General features: G+C 74.8%; 16 protein-coding genes. 6 read left to right on the top strand and 10 right to left on the bottom strand.

The window, feature by feature from the left end; genetic code table 11:
• Window positions 1-23: 23 nt before the first annotated feature.
• The 5 genes from hpf to mtrA form a co-directional block, all read right to left on the bottom strand.
• Window positions 24-653 (bottom strand): ribosome hibernation-promoting factor, HPF/YfiA family, encoded by a 630-nt coding sequence (hpf, locus tag ABT023_RS17790; RefSeq protein WP_350886710.1) that lies wholly within the window; start codon window positions 651-653, stop codon window positions 24-26.
• 253 nt (window positions 654-906) lie between these two features.
• Entirely contained in the window at window positions 907-1,623 is a 717-nt protein-coding gene (locus ABT023_RS17785; protein WP_350886708.1) for a ComF family protein, read from the bottom strand.
• Window positions 1,624-1,632: 9 nt separating this feature from the next.
• Window positions 1,633-3,444, bottom strand: coding sequence for an LpqB family beta-propeller domain-containing protein (locus ABT023_RS17780; protein WP_350886706.1), 1,812 nt, complete (start codon window positions 3,442-3,444; stop codon window positions 1,633-1,635).
• The gene (mtrB, locus tag ABT023_RS17775; RefSeq protein WP_502890702.1) at window positions 3,441-5,195 is read right to left on the bottom strand and encodes an MtrAB system histidine kinase MtrB; all 1,755 of its coding nucleotides are present in this window, start codon (window positions 5,193-5,195) and stop codon (window positions 3,441-3,443) included. The genes ABT023_RS17780 and mtrB overlap by 4 nt, the downstream gene beginning before the upstream one ends.
• A gap of 13 nt (window positions 5,196-5,208) precedes the next feature.
• Complete coding sequence (mtrA, locus tag ABT023_RS17770; RefSeq protein ID WP_350886704.1) at window positions 5,209-5,898, bottom strand: MtrAB system response regulator MtrA; 690 nt, start codon at window positions 5,896-5,898, stop codon at window positions 5,209-5,211.
• Window positions 5,899-6,101: 203 nt separating this feature from the next.
• Here mtrA and ABT023_RS17765 point away from each other — a divergent pair, with 203 nt between their 5' ends.
• Genes ABT023_RS17765 through ABT023_RS17745 form a run of 5 tightly spaced genes read left to right on the top strand, consistent with a single transcriptional unit; the run spans window position 6,102 to window position 11,392 of the window.
• Window positions 6,102-6,953 (top strand): hypothetical protein, encoded by an 852-nt coding sequence (locus ABT023_RS17765; RefSeq protein WP_350886702.1) that lies wholly within the window; start codon window positions 6,102-6,104, stop codon window positions 6,951-6,953.
• Window positions 6,950-7,531, top strand: coding sequence for a DUF4129 domain-containing protein (locus ABT023_RS17760; RefSeq protein WP_350886699.1), 582 nt, complete (start codon window positions 6,950-6,952; stop codon window positions 7,529-7,531). Before ABT023_RS17765 ends, ABT023_RS17760 begins: the two co-directional genes overlap by 4 nt.
• On the top strand, window positions 7,528-9,096 hold the full coding sequence (locus tag ABT023_RS17755; RefSeq protein WP_350886697.1) for a DUF4350 domain-containing protein: 1,569 nt from the start codon (window positions 7,528-7,530) through the stop codon (window positions 9,094-9,096). Before ABT023_RS17760 ends, ABT023_RS17755 begins: the two co-directional genes overlap by 4 nt.
• Window positions 9,093-10,085 carry an AAA family ATPase gene (locus ABT023_RS17750; protein ID WP_350886694.1) on the top strand — a complete coding sequence of 331 codons (993 nt, stop codon included), beginning with the start codon at window positions 9,093-9,095 and terminating at the stop codon, window positions 10,083-10,085. Before ABT023_RS17755 ends, ABT023_RS17750 begins: the two co-directional genes overlap by 4 nt.
• Entirely contained in the window at window positions 10,082-11,392 is a 1,311-nt protein-coding gene (locus ABT023_RS17745) for a DUF58 domain-containing protein (protein ID WP_350886691.1), read from the top strand. Before ABT023_RS17750 ends, ABT023_RS17745 begins: the two co-directional genes overlap by 4 nt.
• Here the strand turns inward: ABT023_RS17745 and ABT023_RS17740 are convergent.
• Window positions 11,370-12,383, bottom strand: a complete 1,014-nt coding sequence (locus ABT023_RS17740) for a stage II sporulation protein M (protein ID WP_350886688.1) — start codon at window positions 12,381-12,383, stop codon at window positions 11,370-11,372. The two genes, ABT023_RS17745 and ABT023_RS17740, sit on opposite strands and share 23 nt — an antisense overlap.
• Before the next feature lie 41 nt (window positions 12,384-12,424).
• Between ABT023_RS17740 and ABT023_RS17735 the strand changes: the two genes are divergently transcribed.
• Window positions 12,425-13,330: an RDD family protein gene (locus tag ABT023_RS17735; RefSeq protein ID WP_350886685.1), complete on the top strand. Its 906-nt coding sequence runs from the start codon at window positions 12,425-12,427 to the stop codon at window positions 13,328-13,330.
• Between the two features lie 73 nt (window positions 13,331-13,403).
• Here the strand turns inward: ABT023_RS17735 and efeB are convergent, their stop codons facing one another.
• From efeB to ABT023_RS17715, 4 genes are all read right to left on the bottom strand, one after another.
• Complete coding sequence (efeB, locus tag ABT023_RS17730) at window positions 13,404-14,684, bottom strand: iron uptake transporter deferrochelatase/peroxidase subunit (RefSeq protein ID WP_350886682.1); 1,281 nt, start codon at window positions 14,682-14,684, stop codon at window positions 13,404-13,406.
• A 46-nt stretch (window positions 14,685-14,730) separates the two neighbouring features.
• Window positions 14,731-15,864 carry an iron uptake system protein EfeO gene (gene efeO / locus ABT023_RS17725; protein WP_350886679.1) on the bottom strand — a complete coding sequence of 378 codons (1,134 nt, stop codon included), beginning with the start codon at window positions 15,862-15,864 and terminating at the stop codon, window positions 14,731-14,733.
• A gap of 21 nt (window positions 15,865-15,885) precedes the next feature.
• Window positions 15,886-16,803 (bottom strand): iron uptake transporter permease EfeU, encoded by a 918-nt coding sequence (gene efeU / locus ABT023_RS17720; protein ID WP_350886676.1) that lies wholly within the window; start codon window positions 16,801-16,803, stop codon window positions 15,886-15,888.
• 183 nt (window positions 16,804-16,986) lie between these two features.
• On the bottom strand, window positions 16,987-17,871 hold an 885-nt coding region (locus ABT023_RS17715; protein WP_350886674.1), incomplete at its 5' end, for an adenosylhomocysteinase.

Genomic DNA, 17,871 nt, shown 5'->3' with positions numbered 1-17,871 from the left:
CAACGGGGAACGGCCGGTCGGGGTCAGGCGTCGAGGGAGATGATTCCGTAGTCGTAGGCGTGTCTGCGGTAGACGACGCTGGGGCGGCCGGACTCCTTGTCGTGGAACAGGTAGAAGTCGTGCCCGACCAGTTCCATCTGGAACAGCGCGTCGTCGACGGTCATCGGCTCGGCGGGGTGGACCTTCGCCCGGGCGATGTGCCAGGGCTGGTCGTCGTGCTCCTCCTCGACCCGTTCCGCGACGGCGGTGGCCGTTCGCGAGCCGTCGAGGGCCGCGACGGGGGAACCGAGATCCGCCACCGGCAGGTCGGCGGTGGCCGCCGCGACGGAGATCGGTGCGTGCCGGCCCCGGTGGACCCGGCGGCGGTCCGCCGCCCGGCGCAGCCGGTTGTCCAGCTTCGTGATCGCGGCGTCGAGCGCGCTGTAGAAATCGTCGGTGCAGGCCTCGGCCCGAATCACCGGACCACGGGAAACGCACGTTATCTCGACCCGTTGGCAATGGTCGGACTGGCGTGGATTGCGCTCGTGGAACAACTCGACGTCAACACGAATAAGTTTGTGATCGTAACGTTCGATCTTCGCGAGCTTCTCGGCTACGTGCACCCGGTAATGATCCGGAACCTCGACGTTGCGGCCCTTGACCACGATGTCCACGTGACCTCCCTTGTTCGGACGGCCTTCGATTCGGAAATCCCGGCCGGCTCGCCCTCTGGGAAGCCCGTGCGGCGTCGACCGGGTCAGTGCGGCTCCGCCTCCTCTCACCGCCGGGGGCGGGTGGGAATGCCTTCCTACCCCCGACACGAAAACGCTAACCCTTGTTCGTCCGCGAGTCACCCCCCGCCGCGGAAAGGCTCAGAACTTTCACAGGATGGACACGGTCGGGTGAAACACAAAACACGAAACGTCATCAATGACGCCGTTTCTCGGTCGCGGCGAGCACTGCGGCGACCTGCGGTGACAGGCCGGTCGCGCTGAGCGCCCGACCGGCGGCGGCCAGGGTGACCCCGGTGGTGACGATGTCGTCGAGCAGCACGACCACCGGCGTCGGCACGCCGGCGCGGGGCCGGGGCGGCCCCGCGCCGGGGCGGGGCCGGAACGCCGACTCCACCGCCCGGGCGCGGCCGGCGCGGTCCAGGGTGGTCGAGTCCGGCCGGGGCAGCGCCCGCAGCGGCCGGACCACCCGCACCGGCCACCCGGCCCGGCGCAGCCGGACCGCCGCGTGCCGGGCCAGCCGGTCCAGGTGGTCGCCGTACCGGGCGCGGGCCGCCGCCGCCGTGTCCGGCACCGGGGCCAGCAGCACCGGCCTCGTCCCGCCCACCGCGTCGGCCACCACCTCCGCGAGCAGCCCACCCAGCGGCCGGGCCAGCCCGTGCCGGCCCCGCTCCTTGTACGCCAGCAGCGCCTCCCGCAGCGGCCCGGCGTACGGGCCGAGAGCGACGCACGGCGGCAGGCCGGCCGGGGCGGGGGTCGGACGTACGGGGCGGGGGCCCAGCGCCTCCAGCGCCGCCACGCAGCGGGGGCAGAACCCGCGCCGGACAGTAGCCGTACGGTCCCGGCAGCCGGCGCACTCCACCGGCAGCACCAGGTCGGTGAGGTCCGCCCAGAGCCCGCCGACGCCGCGCACCGCGCCCGCTCAGTAGAGGAAGAACGGGGCGGTCGGGTTGCCGGCCCGCACCCCGGCCGGCGGCGGGGTCACCTCCAGCACCTGGTCCCGCTTGATGGTGTCGAACGGGTTGTTCCGGTACGCCACCCCGTTCGCCTCGTACATCAGGTTCCCGCTGGAGAACGGCACCACCGGGTTGAGCGGGTACGTCGACAGGTGGGTCACCCGGGCACCGACGTCGTTGCGCAGCGCCGTCTCCAGGGCCCCGTCCACGCTGATCTGGTAGACCGCCGGGCGCCCCACCGACCCGGCCAGGTCCAGGCTGTTCTCCGTCGCCCAGTCGACCGCGGAGAGATCGGTCAGCGAGGTGACCAGCCGACGGGCCGGGCCCACGGAGACCACACCGCCGTTCAGGTTGACCGCCGCGACGTACAGGCCGCCTCCGACGATCGCCGCGATCCGGTGCCCGTCCAGCGAGGCGGCCACCGCCGTCACCTCGCCCTCGACGGTCAGCGGCAGCAGCCGGAGCTGGGCGTTCCCGTCGAACCGGTAGAGCCGGCCGTCGGCCACCACCAGCCCCTGCGGGCGTTCCGGGTCGGGCGAGCGCAGCCAGACCGGCCGGCCCATCGAGGTGTACGACTGGGGGTTGCGCTGGAAGACGCTGACCGGCTCCGCCCCGGCGCCGACCGTGAGCCGCTGCCGCTGGTCCGGCCCGGCGGTCACCAGGGCGGCCAGCACAGTGTCGTCGGAGCGGCTGAACCCGGCCGACACGACACCCTTGTTGTACGCCGCCGTGACCGGCACCCGGCCGCTCGCCTCGCCGGCGAAGGCGAGCGGGTGGACCGCCCCGTCGTAGACGCAGAACCGCTGCGGGTCGCCGGTGACCGGGTACGCCGGATTCGCCCGGCGGTGCGCGGCGAGGTCGGGCACCTTCTTCCGGGACTGGTTGTGGATCTTCAGCTCCAGTTGGCCGTCCAGTTCCGGCAGCGACCAGGCGAGCTGGTCGACGAACTGCTCGACCCGCTTTTCGTCCGCGTCGACGGGCATGTCGAGGTTGACCTCCCACTGCCCGTCCGACTCGGTCGCGTTGTTGATCAGCCGGGTGCCGTCCGGCAGCCGGCGCGTCCCCGATCCCAGCCACTCCGACGGCCCGGCCGTCAGCCACTTCACCACCTCGGTGACCCGCCGCTCGTCCGGCACGGCCAGGGGCAGGTAGCGCTGGTCGGGCACCAGCCGGGTGCGGTCGGTGTTCCAGAAGTAGACGGTGTGGGGCTGGTAGTACTGCCGCAGCGCGTCGTCGCTGAGCAGCAGCACGTTCGGCGGCGGGTCCTTGACGTACCAGCCGGCGTCCGGCTTGTCCTCCTGGGCGGCGCTCAGCTTGAACCGGTACTCGGTGTCGGTGGCCACCGGCGGCACCAGCATGCCGTCGGCGCGCAACAGGCCGATCTGCTGCACCCGGAGGGTGACCTTGATGCCGTCCGTGGTCTCGGTGATCTCCGGCGTCTCGCGCAGTCGCACCACGGCGAGAGCCACCTCGCTGGGCTGCTTCTCCTGGATCCGGCTGCGCCCGTCCGGGGCGACGAACTGCTTGACCCGGTAGTAGGCCCGGTCCGCCTCACCGGCGGCGGCGGAGAGGAAGTTCGTGACGAAGGCCTTGCGGTCGGTGCCGCTGGCGGCGGGGCCCGGCGGCTCGTCCCGGCGGTAGCTCGACGAGCCGGACCTGGCGGCGGTCACCTGCCCGTCGACCCTGACCTCGGACTCCTTGGGGATGCCGCAGCCGGTGATCCCGGTGAGCAGGAGCAGCCCGGCGAGGGTCGCGGCGAGCCGACGGCGCGGCGTCACGACCCCACCTCCGCGCGGTCGCCGGTCGCCGGGGCGGGCCCGATGGCCGGCGCGCCCCCGGTTCCGGAGCCGATGGCGAGCAGCCCGCCGTCCCGGGGGCCACCGAACGGCAGGGCCGCGTCGCCGGGGACCAGCCGCAGCGGGGACGTGGTCAGCCGGTCGCCGGCCCGGGCCGGCAGGGTGAGCCGGAACTGGGCGCCCTGGCCCGGCGCGCCCCACGCCTCCAGCCAGCCGCCGTGCAGCCGGGCGTCCTCCAGGCTGATGGACAGGCCGAGGCCGGTGCCCCCGGTCTGCCGGGCCCGGGACGGGTCGGCCCGCCAGAACCGGTTGAAGACCAGCTTCTCCTCGCCCGGCTTGAGCCCCACCCCGTGGTCCCGGACGGTGATCGAGACCGCCGTCTGGTCGTGCCCGAGGGTGATCAGGACGGGTTTGGCCTCGCCGTGCTCGACGGCGTTGCCGACCAGGTTGCGCAGCACCCGCTCGACCCGGCGCGGGTCCACCTCGGCGATCACCGGGGCGTCGGGCACGTCCAGCTCGATGGTCACCCCGACCCGCTCGGCCAGCCCGGCCAGCCGGTCGGCCACCCGGTGCACCACCGGCACCAGGTCGGTCGGCTCGGCGTCCAGCATGGCGAACCCGGCGTCGAAGCGGCTGATCTCCAGCAGGTCGGTGAGGAGCTCCTCGAACCGGTCCAGCTCGGCCTGGAGCAGCTCGGCGCTGCGAGCCACCGCCGGGTCGAACTCGTCCCGCTCGGCGAAGATCAGGTCGGCGGCCATCCGGACCGTGGTCAGCGGGGTACGCAGCTCGTGGGAGACGTCGGAGGTGAAGCGGCGCTGCAACCGGGACATCTCCTCCAACCGGAGGATCTGCCGTTGCAGGTTGGTGGCCATCTGGTTGAACGACGCGGCCAGCAACGCCAGGTCGTCCTCGCCGTTGACCACCATCCGCTGGTCGAGCAGGCCGGCGGAGAGCCGCTGGGCCGTCCGGGCGGCCACCCGCACCGGCGTCACCACCAGCCGGGTGACCAGGGCCGCGAGCAGGCCGAGCAGGAGCACCAGCGCCGCCCCGGTGGCCACCACGGTGGCCCGGGCGTCCGCCGCCGTGGTGGCCTGGCGGGTCAGTGGCACCAGGTAATACAACTCCACCTGGCCGAAGCGGGTCGGCACCGGCGAGCCGTACACCAGGTATTTCGTGGTGTCGGCGGCCAGCCGGCCGGTGCGGATCTGGCTGGCGATCTTGCCCCCGGCGACCGTGGCCCGCAGCTCGCGGCTGATCAGCGGGCCGACCTCCACGTCCGGGGAGAAGCGCGGCTCGATGATGCCGGGGTAGTCGTCGGCGATGATCCCGACCACCACCCCGCTGGTCTGCTGCGGGTCCCCGCCGGCCAGGTAGTTGACCGTGCCGTCGATGGTGTCCTGGAGCTGGGCCTCCTGCGCCTGGCTGTAGAGGCTGAACTGCTTGGCCGCGTAGTCGCTGCCGCTGCTGAGCCGGAGCCGGACATCCGTCTCGGCGTTCTCCACCAGGATGTTGGTGATCTTGTCGGCGATCAGGTACGCGAACCCGCCGACGAGCAGGCTGGAGGTGACCAGCGTGATGGTCACCACCCGGACCTGCAGCGAGCGGCGCCAGGTCTGGCGCACGCCGGCCGCCAGCCGGGCCACCCTCCCGGCCAGCACGCGCCACAGCTCCCGCGCGGCGGGTGGCCGGCGGGTGACCGTTGGTGAGGGACCGGACGTCGGGGAGGTGGTCACAGTGCGACCCAGGCTATCCGGTGCCGGCCTTGTAGCCCACGCCCCGGACGGTGAGGATGATTTCCGGTCGCTCCGGGTCCGGCTCGATCTTGGCCCGCAGCCGCTGCACGTGCACGTTGACCAGCCGGGTGTCGGCGGCGTGCCGGTATCCCCAGACCTGTTCCAGCAGCACTTCCCGGGTGAACACCTGACGCGGCTTGCGGGCGAGCGCGACCAGCAGGTCGAACTCCAGCGGCGTCAGCTTCACCTCCTCGCCGTTGCGACTGACGGTGTGCGCCGGAACGTCGATGCTGATCTGGTTTCCGGGCGGCCCGATGGTCAGCATCTCCGGCGCCACGTCCTCGCCCCGGCGCAGCCGGGCCCGCATCCGGGCCACCAGCTCCTTGGGCTTGAACGGCTTGACCACGTAGTCGTCGGCGCCGGACTCCAGCCCGAGCACCACGTCGACGGTGTCGCTCTTCGCCGTGAGCATCACGATGGGCACGCCGGACTCGCCGCGGATCGCCCGGGCCACGTCGATACCGCTCATTCCGGGCAACATCAGGTCGAGCAGGACGATGTCGGGCCGACTCTCCCGGAACGCGGCCAGCGCCCGTTCCCCGTCGGCGACGAAGGAGGGCAGGAAGCCCTCGCTGCGCAGGACGATGCCGAGCATCTCGGCGAGCGCGGGGTCGTCGTCGACCACCAGTACCCGGGCTCTCATGGGATTTATACTTCCATCCCCGTTCGTCTCGGTGGGACCGGCGTCACCCTGACGGCGTCGGCGGTTCGCCAGGATCGGCGTCACCCGGCACGGTACTGCCGGTTGGCCGTCCACCGCACGTCCAGCGCGCGGGGTCGTGTCACCATGACCGGTGCGGGTGCCGCCGAGCCCCGGCCATCGCCAGCCGTCCCCGGGGAGTACGCGTGCCAGACGCCGGCCCGACCGCCGTGCTCCCGCGCCGGCCGCTGACCGTCGGGGAGCTGCTCGACTCCGCCGTCCTGCTGCTGCGCGGGCACGCCCGGGTGCTGATCCCGGCCGCGCTCGTCCTCGCCACCGCCGAGCAGTTCCTGCTGCACCCGCTGCGGGTCGCCGCCGGGGCCCGGCCGCCCGGCTTCACTTTCCAGCCGGGCCAGCTCGCCCCGTACTGGGGGCTGCTGGCGGTGGGGGCGGCCACCGAGGCGGTGATCGTCCTGCTGCTCGGCAACCCGGCCGCCCGGGCCGCCGGGGCGGCGTTGCTGGGCCGTACCGCCGGCCCCGGCGAGCTGGTCCGGCCCGCCGGGGCCCGGCCGGGGGCGACCGCGCTGCTGGCCGCCGGGGTCGGCACGGTCATGCTCGTGGCGGCCCTGCTCGGGCCGGGCTGGGTGGTCGCCTGGGCGCTGCTGGGCTCGGTCGCGTCGGCGCTGGTCGTGGACCGGGTCGCCGCCGCCCGGGCGCCGCTGCGCGCCGCCGCCCTCGCGCTGCGCACCGGCTGCCGGGCCGCCGCCGTCCGCCTCCTCGGCTACCTGACCTGGTGGATCGTCCGGGTCGGGTTGGGCCTGGGCGTCTTCTACGGGCTGCGCGCGCTGGGCCTCGCGGCCCTCACCGACCCGGCCTGGGCCGTGCCGGTCTCCGGCGTGATCTGGGCCGGCGTGAACGGCGTCGCCTACCCGGCGTTGGCCTGCCTCGACGCGGTCCTGCACCTGGAGGGCCGGATGCGTACCGAGGGGCTGGACATCCGGCTCTCCCGGGCCCCGGCGGGACTCGGCGAGCCGGCGCTGCTGGCGGCCGACCGGTGAGCCTCAGCCGGTGGTGGACCGAGACCACGGCCGCCCTGGGCGACCACCTGCCGCTGCCGCTGGCCGCGCTGCTCCTGCTGCTGGCCGCCGGGCTGGTCGCGCTCGGCTGGTACCACCACCCGGCCTGGGTGCCCCGCCGCCTGCCCCGGCTCCGGCTGCCCCGCCTCCGTCGGGCCCGGGGGCACCGGGGCACCGGCCCGGCCACCACCGGGACGGCGGCGCCCGCGCCGGACGCCGCCCCGCCGGACGGGGCCGGCCCCCTGGCCGACCGGCTGGCGGCGCAGGGCCGCTACGCCGAGGCGGTCCGGGAGCGGCTACGCGGCATGCTCGGCGAACTGGTGGCCCGGCGGGTGGTGGAGCAGCGCCCGGGAATGACGGTCGCGGAGCTGACCTCGGCCGCCACGGCACGCCGTCCCCCGGTCGGCCCGCCGCTCGCCGCCGCCGCCGCGATCTTCTCCGACCTCTGGTACGCCCAGCGCCCGGCCGCCGCCGAGCACGACCACCGGATGCGGGAGCTGGCCGCGGAGCTGCACCTGGTCCTTACGGCCCCGGCCCCGCAGGGCGGTGAGCGGGCGTGACCACCGTGCCGCACCACATCGGGCCCACCGCACCGGCGCCCGCCGCCCCAACGCCCACAGCACCGGCGCCGCGCCGCCGGCGTTGGCATCGGCTGGCGATCCCGCTGGGACTGGCCGGGCTGCTGATCGCGATCACCGTGGTCACCCACGCCGTGGACCAGCCCGACCCCACCGAGCCGGGATTCCTCTCCCCGGTCGCCACCGACGCGGACGGCGGCAGCCGGCTCGCCGACGAGCTGCGCGACCGGGGCGTCGTCGTGCAGCGGGAGACCGACCCGCTGCGGGCGATGCTGGCCACCGCAGGCCGGGCGACGCTCTTCGTGCCCGCGCCGGGACTGCTGCACCCGGACACCCTCGGCGCGCTGCGCGACCTGCCCGGCCGGACCCGACTCGTGCTGGTCGACCCGCCCCGGCAGGTGCTGGAGGCCACCGGCCTGCCCCTGGTCCCCGCCGGCCGTCGGTGGGCCGCCCGGGCGGTCGGCCCGGACTCCGACGGGCGGCCCTGCGCGCTGTCCGAGGCGGACCGCGCCGGGGTCGCCGCCGCCGAGCGGCAGCGCTACGCCGTCCCGCCCGGCCGGTCCGGGGCGGCCGTGGACCGCTGCTACGCCGCCGGGCTGGCCCGGGTGCCCTGGTCGACCGAGACCGTGGTGATCGGGGCCAGCGACCCGTTCCGCAACGACCGGATCGACGAGCGGGGCAACCGGGAGTTGGCCGCCGGCCTGCTGGGCACGACCGGCCGGGTCGTCTGGCTCGACCTGGACGGCCCCGCCCCGCCCCCACCCGACCCCGGCGGCACCGACGGGCCGAGCTGGCCGGCCGATCTCGAGGGCCCCGGCGACGGGACCGGCGACGACGGGCCGTCCGGCGGCGACGGGCCGTCCGGCGGCGACGGGCCGTCCGGCGGCGACGGGCCGTCCGGCGGCGACGACGGACCGGGTGCGTCCGGCGACGAGGGCTCCGCCGCCGACGGCCAGTCCCCGCCCAACCCGCTCTGGGCGGCCTTCCCCGCCTGGTTCTGGGCCCTGCTGACGCAGCTCGCCCTGGCCGCGCTGCTGCTGGTGCTCTGGCGGGCCCGCCGGCTCGGCCCGCCGGTGGCCGAACCGCTGCCGGTGGCCGTCCGCTCGGCCGAGACGGTGCTCGGCCGGGCCCGGCTCTACCAACGGGCCCGCGCCCGGGGCCCGGCCGCCGACACGCTGCGCTCCGCCGCCCTGGCCCGGCTGCTGCCCCGGCTCAGCCTGCCCGCCGAACCGCCCCCCGACGCGGTGGCCGCCGCCGTCGCCGGGCGGGCCGGCGGCACCGCCGCGCAGGCCCACGACCTGCTGTACGGCGACGAGCCGACCACCGACCGCGAGCTGCTGGACCTGGCCCGCTCGCTGGACCTGCTGACCCGTACCGTCGCGGGGACGCCCGAGGCGGCCCGGGCGGACGCCGGCCCGCGTCCACCGGACCCGCCCCGCCCCGACCCACCGGCCGCCGCCGACCCGCCGGCCGACCCGCCCGGCCCCGACCGGCCGGCGGCCGTCCCCCGACCCCGCCCCGCCCCGCCGAAGGAGGACCCCCGGTGACCCGACCCGCCGGAACCGTCGAGCCGCCGACCGCCGGCCCGGACGACGCCCGCGCCGCCCTGCACCGGCTGCGCACCGAGGTGGCCAAGGCGGTCGTCGGGCAGGACGGCGTGGTCACCGGCCTGGTGCTCGCCCTGCTCTGCCGGGGGCACGTGCTGCTGGAGGGGGTGCCCGGGGTGGCCAAGACGCTGCTGGTCCGGACCGTCGCCGCCGCCCTCGACCTGACCAGCAAGCGGGTGCAGTTCACCCCGGACCTGATGCCCGGCGACGTCACCGGGTCGCTGATCTTCGACCCGCGCACCGCCGCGTTCACCTTCCGCGAGGGGCCGGTCTTCACCAACCTGCTGCTCGCCGACGAGATCAACCGGACCCCGCCGAAGACCCAGTCCGCGCTGCTGGAGGTGATGGAGGAGCGGCAGGTGTCGGTGGAGGGCGAGCGCCGACCGCTGCCGGAGCCGTTCATCGTGGCCGCCACCCAGAACCCCGTCGAGTACGAGGGCACCTACCCGCTGCCGGAGGCGCAGCTCGACCGGTTCCTGCTCAAGCTCACCGTGCCGCTGCCCAGCCGGGACGAGGAGCTGGGGGTGCTCCGGGCGCACCACGCCGGGTTCGACCCGCGCGACCTGGCCGCGGCCGGCGTACGGCCGGTGGCCACCGCCGACGACCTGGCCGCCGCCCGGGCTGCGGTCGGCCGGGTGTACGTGGCCGAACCGGTGCTCGGCTACGTCGTGGACCTGTGCCGGGGCACCCGGGCCGTGCCGGCGCTGGAGCTGGGCGCCTCCCCCCGGGGCGCGACCGGCCTGCTCGCCACCGCGAAGGCGTGGGCCTGGCTGGCCGGCCGGGACCACGTCACCCCCGATGACGTGAAGGCCGTGGCCCGCCCCACTCTGCGGCACCGGCTGCGGCTGCGCCCGGAGGTGGAGTTGGAGGGGGTCGGGGTCGACGCGGTGCTGGACACGGTGCTGGCCACCGTGCCGACGCCGCGATGACCTGGCGGGCGGCGGCGCTGCTGGGGGCGGGTGCCGCCACCCTGCCGCTGTGGCCGGCGCCGTTCGTCGGGGTGGCCCTGATGACCGTGGCCGTGCTCGCGCTGACCGCCGTCGACTGGGCGCTGGCCGCGCCGCCGGCCGGGATCGCCGCCGACCGGGACGGGGACCGGCGGGTCCGGCTCGGCGGCACCGCCACCGTCACCCTGCGGCTGACCAACGCCTCGGCCCGTACGCTGCGCGCCCGGGTCCGGGACGAGTGGGTGCCGTCGGCCGGAGCGCAGCCGGACGTGCCGCCGGAGCAGGTGGTCCGGGTGGATCCGGGGGCGGGTGTCGACCTGCCGACCCGGCTCACCCCGGCGCGGCGCGGCGACCGGCCGGCGGTCGCGCTGACCGTCCGCTCGTACGGGCCGCTGCGGCTGGCGTTCCGGCAGCGCGCCGGCCGCCCCGCCACCCCGGCGTGGACGCTGCGGGTGCTGCCCCGCTTCGACTCCCGCCGGCACCTTCCGGAGAAGCTGGCCCGGCTGCGGGTGATCGACGGCACCCAGGTGACCCGGGGCCGGGGCGAGGGCACCGAGTTCGACACGCTGCGCGAGTACGTCGTCGGCGACGACGTCCGCTCGATCGACTGGCGGGCCAGCGCCCGGCGCTCCGACGTGCTGGTGCGTACCTGGCGCCCGGAGCGGGACCGGCGGCTGGTCTGCGTCCTCGACACCGGGCGGACCTCGGCGGCGCGGATCGGCGACGAGCCCCGGCTGGACACCTTCCTCGACGCCGCGCTGCTGCTCACCGCGCTGGCCGCCCGCGCCGGCGACCGGGTCGACCTGATCGCCGCCGACGCCGTGGTCCGGACCGCGGTGACCGGCGCGGGCCGGCCGGCGCTGCTGGCCCGGCTGGTGGACGCGGTCGCCCCGCTCCAGCCGGCGCTGGTGGAGACCGACTTCGTGCTGATCGCCGGCGAGGTGCTGCGCCGGGAGCGGCAACGCAGCCTGGTGGTGCTGTTCACCGCGCTGGAGGCCGGGGCGCTCGGCGAGGGGCTGCTGCCGGTGCTGCCCCGGCTGGCCGCCCGGCACCGGGTGATCATCGCCGCGACCCACGACCCCGTGCTCACCGCGCTGACCACCGCCGCACCGGGCCGGCCCGCCGACGCGTACGCCGCCGCGGCGGCCTGGCGTGCCCTGGCCGAGCGGGACCGCCTCCGCGCCGCCCTGACCCGGTACGGCGTCACGGTGCTGGACGCCCCGGCGGACCGGCTGGCCCCCGAGGTGGCCGACGCCTACCTCCGCCTCAAGTCCCTCGGCCGGCTCTGAGCGCCGAGGCGTCGATCGTGGACCCGGCGGTGGTGCCCGGTCGGACGCCGCTCCCACCGACCGCCCGGCGGCCGAGCACGACGACGTACGCGAGGAAGGCGAGCCAGACCGCCGCGCCGGCGCCGATGCGGAGCGCGGCCGGCAGCGGGGCCGGGGTGACGAACGCCTCCAGGCCGGCGGAGACCGCGAACACGCCGACCAGGCCCACCGCGGCCAGCACGGCGGAGCGGCCGGCCTCAGCCACCGCCCGGCCCCGGGTGAGCCGGGGCGGCGGCGCGATCCACGCCCACGCGGTGCGCAGCCCGACCCCGGCGGCCACGAAGACACCGGTGAGCTCCAGCAGGCCGTGCGGGGTGATCATGCCGAAGAACACGTCGGCCCGGCCGTAGGAGACCATCACCCCGCCGACCACCCCGATGTTGAGCGCGTTCTGCCAGAGCAGCCACAGCACCGGCACGACCAGCACCCCGGAGGCGAGGCACTGGGCGGCCAGCCAGGCGTTGTGCGTCCACAGGTGGAAGGCGAAGGTCGGCGCGGAGAACTCGGTGTAGTAGCCGGCGAACCCGGACCGGACCAGCTCGGCGGCGGCCTCCTCGCCGACGAACGCGGCGGCGCTGTCCGGGTGCCCGGCGACGTACCAGATGAGGAAGCCGCTGAGCAGGCTGAAGCCGGTCGCCACCGCGCACCACCACGGCCAGGCCCGGTAGACCGCCCCGGGGAAACCGACCAGCAGGAACCGCCCGACGGCGGCCCACGACGGGCGGGGCCGGCCGGTGATCCGGCCCCGGGCCCGCAGCACGAGCTGGGAGAGCTCGGCGACGAGCCCGGGCTCGGGCGAGCGGCTGCGCAGCACGGACAGGTGGGTGGCGGCCCGCTGGTAGAGCGCGACCAGCTCGTCGGCCTCGGCGGCGGAGAGTCGCTGCCGGCCCGACAGCTCCTCCAGCCGGCGCCACCCGCCCCGGTGCTCGGCGACGTACGCGTCGAGATCCACTGGTCCTCCCCCGTCCGGCGACCATAGTGTTCACTGTGCTGGTGAACGCGCAACCACCGGCACCGGTCGCCGCCGCGTCCGGTGGGGACGCCGGCCTGGTCAGCGGCGAGGCCGTGGCGCTGGACGTCCGGGCCGCCCGGATCGGCTCCCGGGTGCTGGCGCTGCTGCTCGACCTGGTGGTGCAGGCGGGGATCGCGGTGGTCCTGGTGGTCTGCCTGTCGGCGGCGGTGGCCGCGTTCCCCGCCGGGCTCGCGGACGCGGCGCTCGGCAGCGCACTGCGGACCGTCGGGGTGATCCTGGTCCTGGTCGGCTACCCGACGCTGTGGGAGCGGTTCGCCGGGGGCCGCACGCCCGGCAAGCTGGTGGTCGGGCTGCGGGTGGTGCGGGTCGACGGCGGGCCGGTGGGGCTGCGGCAGTCGCTGACCCGGGCCCTGGTCGGGGTGGCCGTGGAGTGGCCCGGCCTGGTGCTGCCCCTGCTGAGCTGGGTGGCGAGCGTGGCGGTGATGCTCACCGACCGGCGGGGCCGGCGGCTCGGCGACCTGGTGGCCGGCACGATGGTGGTGCACACCCGCGTCGCCACCGCCTGGCGGCCCGCCCCGCTGCTGGCCCCGGCGCTGGCCGGTTGGGCGTACGCGCTGGACCTGACCCGCCTCGACGACGACCTCGCGCTGGCCGTCCGGCAGTACGTCACCCGGGCGCACCGGTTCGCCGAGCCGGCCCGGTCCCGGCTGGCCAAGGCGCTCTGGGCGGAGGTGGCAGCCGTGACGACCCCGCCGCCGCCGGCCGGCGTACCGGAGGGGGTGTGCCTGGCCACCGTGCTGGCCGAGCGGCACCGCCGGGCGACCCACCGGCTGCACCGGGCCCGGGCGCGCAGCGCGACGCTGTGGCCGGAGCTGGCCCCGGCGAAGGCCGGGGGTGGGCCGCACGGCGCCGGGGCCGGCGACTGACCCGCCGGCACGCGGGCCGGGCGGCACGCCCACGCGGGCCGGGCCCGACGCCGGCAGGGTCGGGCCGGCCGGCTCAGCCGAAGAGCGTTCGACCCCAGTGGTCACCGCCGTCGCGCACCCCGGGCGGGCAGGCGAAGATGCCGCTGGAGACGTGCCGCAGGTACTCGTTCATCGCGTCGTGGCGGGCCAGCCGGGTCTGGATCGGCACGAACTGCTTGCGCGGGTCCCGCTGGTAGGCGATGAAGAACAGCCCGGCGTCGAGCCGGCCCAGCCCGTCCGAGCCGTCCACGAAGTTGTAGCCCCGGCGCAGCAGGCGCGCGCCGTCGTGCTGGCTCGGGTGGGCCAGCCGGACGTGCGCGGTCTCGGCGAGCAGCGGCCGACCGTCGTCGCCCTTCGCGGCGAGGTCGGGCTCGTCGAACTCGTCGCCCCGGCCCAGCGGGGCACCGCTGCCCTTGGTCCGCCCGACGATCTGCTCCTGCTCGACCAGGGAGCTGCGGTCCCAGGTCTCGACCAGCATCCGGATCTTCCGGGTGACCAGGTACGACCCGCCGGTCATCCAATCCGGCCCGTCGCCCGGCTGGGCCCAGAGCTGCTCGCGCAGCAGCCCGGCGTCCTCGGCCTTGAGGTTGGCGGTGCCGTCCTTGAAGCCGAACAGGTTGCGCGGGGTGGCCTGCCCCCGGGACGTCGACGAGGTGCGCCCGAAGCCGAGCTGCGACCACCGGACGGTCACCACGCCCATGCCGATCCGGGCCAGGTTCCGGATGGCGTGCACCGCCACCTGGGGGTCGTTGGCGCAGGCCTGGACGCAGAGGTCCCCGCCGGACAGCTCCGGGCGCAACGCGTCCCCGGCGAAATGCGGCAGGTCGGCCAGCGCGGCGGGTCGGCGGTCGGCGAGGCCGAACCGGTCCTTGCCCTGGGCGTCGCGGAACAGCGTCGGGCCGAAGCCGATGGTGAGGGTGAGCTGCGACGGGGGGAGCCCGAGGGCCTCCCCGGTGTCGTCCGGCGGTGCCTCGGGAACGCCGCCGACCGCGCCGATCACTCCGGCGTCCCGCCCGGCGGTCATCCGGGCGGCTGCGGCCGTCCAGTCCTGGAGCAGCTCGACGAGCCGGGTCCGGTCCTTGGTGACGACGTCGAACGCGACGAAGTGCAGCCGGTCCTGGGCCGGGGTGGTGATGCCAGCCTGGTGCTCACCGTGGAACGGCACCGCGCCGGCCGCCGCGCCCGCATCGGCGGCGGCGCGGTCGCCCCCGCCGCGAGCCAGCGCGCCGGCCCCGACGGCGACGCCGGCCACCCCGGCGACGCCCGCGCCGGCGAGCGTGATCGCCCTCCGCCGGGACACCTGGTTCCCGCTCATGCCGTCACCCTCCTCTGCTCGTCGCTGCGCCCGCCGGGGCGATCGGTCACCGGGCGACGACCGCCGCGACCTTGCTGATCGGCTCGGCCAGCGCGTTGATGCTGTCCGAGAGTTCCTTCAGCTCGGCCTTGCTCAGCGCGGTGTGCAGCTTCCAGCCGTCCCCGTCGCGGTGCTTGCCGAGCGCGGTCTCCACGTTGGCGAACTCCTTGTCGAGCTGGGCGACCAGCTCCGGCGAGCGCTGCTCCAGGGCCGGGCGGAGCGAGGCGATCGCCGCCTTCGAGCCCTCCAGGTTGGCGTTGAAGTCCCAGAGGTCGGTATGCGAGTAACGCTCCTCCTCGCCGGTGATCTTGCCGCTGGCGACCTCGTCGAGCAGCGCCTTCGCGCCGTTGGCGAGCTGGAGCGGGGTGAGCTTCTCGGCGTTGGCCTTGGCCACAATCGCCTTGACGTCGACCAGGAGCTGGTCGGCGACCGGGCCGTCCTTGCTGATGTCGCCGGTCGTCCAGAGGTCCTTCTCGATCCGGTGGAAGCCGGTGAACTCCATGCCCTCCTCGATGACCTCCTCGCGGCCGTCGATCTTCGGGTCGAGGTCGCCGAAGCTCTCCGCCACCGGCTCGATCCGCTCCCAGTAGGTCCGGGCCACCGGGTACAGCGCCTTGGCCTTCGCCACGTCGCCGGCCTTGACCGCGGCCACGAACTCCTCGGTCTTGGTCAGCAGGGCGGCGGTCTGGCTGTTGACGTAGCGCTGGTAGCTCGCGGTGGCCTCGGCCAGCGCGGCGTCGGGAGCGACGGTCGCGGCGGTGCCGCTGACCTTCAGCGCCCCCCGGATGCCCTTGCCGATCATCCCGGGCTTGCAGGCCGTCTCGTACGTCCCGGCGGGCAGCTCGACGCGCAGCTCACGGCTGAGCCCGGGGGCGATGTTCTCCACCTCGCCCATCACCCGGTCCCCGGCCGCGTAGACGTAGAACTCGGTGACCTTGGCGCCCGAGTTGGTGACCTTGAAGGAGGTCTGGCCGGCGGGCAGGTCGGTCCGGCCGACCTCGCACGCGGTGTCGGTCGCCTTGACGGTGATCGGGCCCCCGTCGCCGGCTGCGCCGTCCTTCTCCGCTCCGCCGCAGGCGGCGACGCCGGTGGTGGCCAGCACGCCGGTGGCGGCCAGCGCCAGGAAGCGGGTGGTACGCATCAGGAGTTTCTCCTCGTGAGGTCAGGCGCGCGGCGACGCGGTCGCCGGCCCGGTTCCGCTGGTGGTGGAAGAGTCGGTGCCGGGGGCCGCCGGGCCGGAGGGTTCGGCGGCGGTGTTCGTGGCGGGCCGGGCCGGGGCGGCCGGCCGGCGCAGGAAGATCAGCAGCACCGGCAGGGCGTACGCGACCCAGGCGACCGTCTCCAGCACGCTCGGCGCGGGGGTGACGTTGAACATCCCGGCGAGCAGGGCGGCGTACCAGGTGCCCGGGTCGAGCACTCCGGTGATGTCGAAGGCCAGGTCGTTCAGGCCGGGCAGCACGCCGGCCTCCTGGAAGTCGTGCACGCCGTACTTGAGGATGCCGGCGGCGACCAGGATCAGCAGGGCACCGGTCCAGGTGAAGAACGTGGACAGGTTGATCTTCAGGGCGCTGAAGTAGAGGCCCACGCCGATGGCCACGGCGCTGACGATGCCGCCGATCAAAGCCAGCAGCGGCCCGCTGTCCCCGGCCGCGCCCTGGGCGGCGGAGTAGAAGATGAGGGCGGTCTCCAGGCCCTCCCGGATCACCGCGAGGAAGGCCATCCCGGCCACCGCGACGGAGCCGACCGCGAGCGCCTCGCTCAGTCTGCCGCGCAGCTCACCGGCCATCGTCCGGGCGGCCCGGCGCATCCAGAAGATCATCCAGGTGACGAAGACGACAGCCGCGACCGAGGTGACCGCCTCGAACAGCTCGCGGTCCTCGGAGCGGGCCAGCAGCGAGGTCGAGGTGTACTCGATCAGCCAGCCGAACAGCACCGAGAGGGCCACCGCGAGGCCGACGCCAGCCCACACCTGGGGAAGCCGGTCCCGGCGCTGCGACTTCACGAGGAAGGCGACCAGGATGCTGACCACCAGGGTCGCTTCCAGGCCCTCCCGCAGGCCGATCAGGTAGGTGGCAAACATCGGGACTCCGTGATCCGGTAAGGCTGCCTCGACTAACTTAGGGCAGCCATACCTTCCTCCCGTTCCATGAACTCGTCAAGTTGTCCACGGCGATGTCACCCGGCCACGCGGCGGGACCGCCTCGGCCGGCATGCGAAGGGACCGGGCCGCCGCAGCGCGGCCGACCCGGTCCCTCCGTGCGGCTCAGTAGCGGTAGTGCTCCGGCTTGAACGGGCCCTCCTGCGAGACGCCCAGGTAAGCGGCCTGCTCCTTGGTCAACGTGCTCAGCTTCGCGCCGAGCGCGCCCAGGTGCAGCCGGGCCACCTTCTCGTCCAGGTGCTTCGGCAGCACATACACACCGATCGGGTAGTCCTCAGGCTTGGTGAACAACTCGATCTGCGCGATCGTCTGATTCGCGAACGAGTTCGACATCACGAAGCTCGGGTGCCCCGTCGCGTTGCCCAGGTTCAACAACCGACCCTCGGACAACACGATGATCGAGTGCCCGTCGGCGAACTTCCACAGATCGACCTGCGGCTTGATGTTCACCCGCTCGACATCCGAACGCTTGGCCAGACCCGCCATGTCGATCTCGTTGTCGAAGTGACCGATGTTACCCACGATGGCCTGGTGCTTCATCCGCGCCATGTGCTCATTGGTGATCACATCGAAGCAGCCCGTGGCGGTGACGAAAATGTCCGCCTGCCCGACCACGTCATCCAGAGTCGCCACCTGGTAACCGTCCATCGCCGCCTGAAGCGCACAGATCGGGTCGACCTCGGTCACCACGACCCGGGCACCCTGACCACGCAGCGACTCGGCGCAACCCTTGCCCACATCGCCGTAACCGAGCACGACGGCCATCTTCCCGCCGATCAACACATCGGTGGCCCGGTTGATACCGTCGATCAACGAATGACGGCAGCCGTACTTGTTGTCGAACTTGCTCTTCGTCACCGAGTCGTTCACGTTGATCGCCGGGAAGAGCAGAGCACCGCTGCGGTGCATCTCGTAGAGCCGGTGCACGCCGGTCGTGGTCTCCTCCGTCACGCCCCTGATGCCGGCGGCGATCCGCGTCCACCGCTGCCC

This window comes from Micromonospora sp. NPDC002296 (genome assembly GCF_040296145.1).
In the GTDB taxonomy this organism is placed as follows: Bacteria; Actinomycetota; Actinomycetes; order Mycobacteriales; family Micromonosporaceae; genus Micromonospora.
This window is presented reverse-complemented; position numbering and strand designations above follow the sequence as displayed.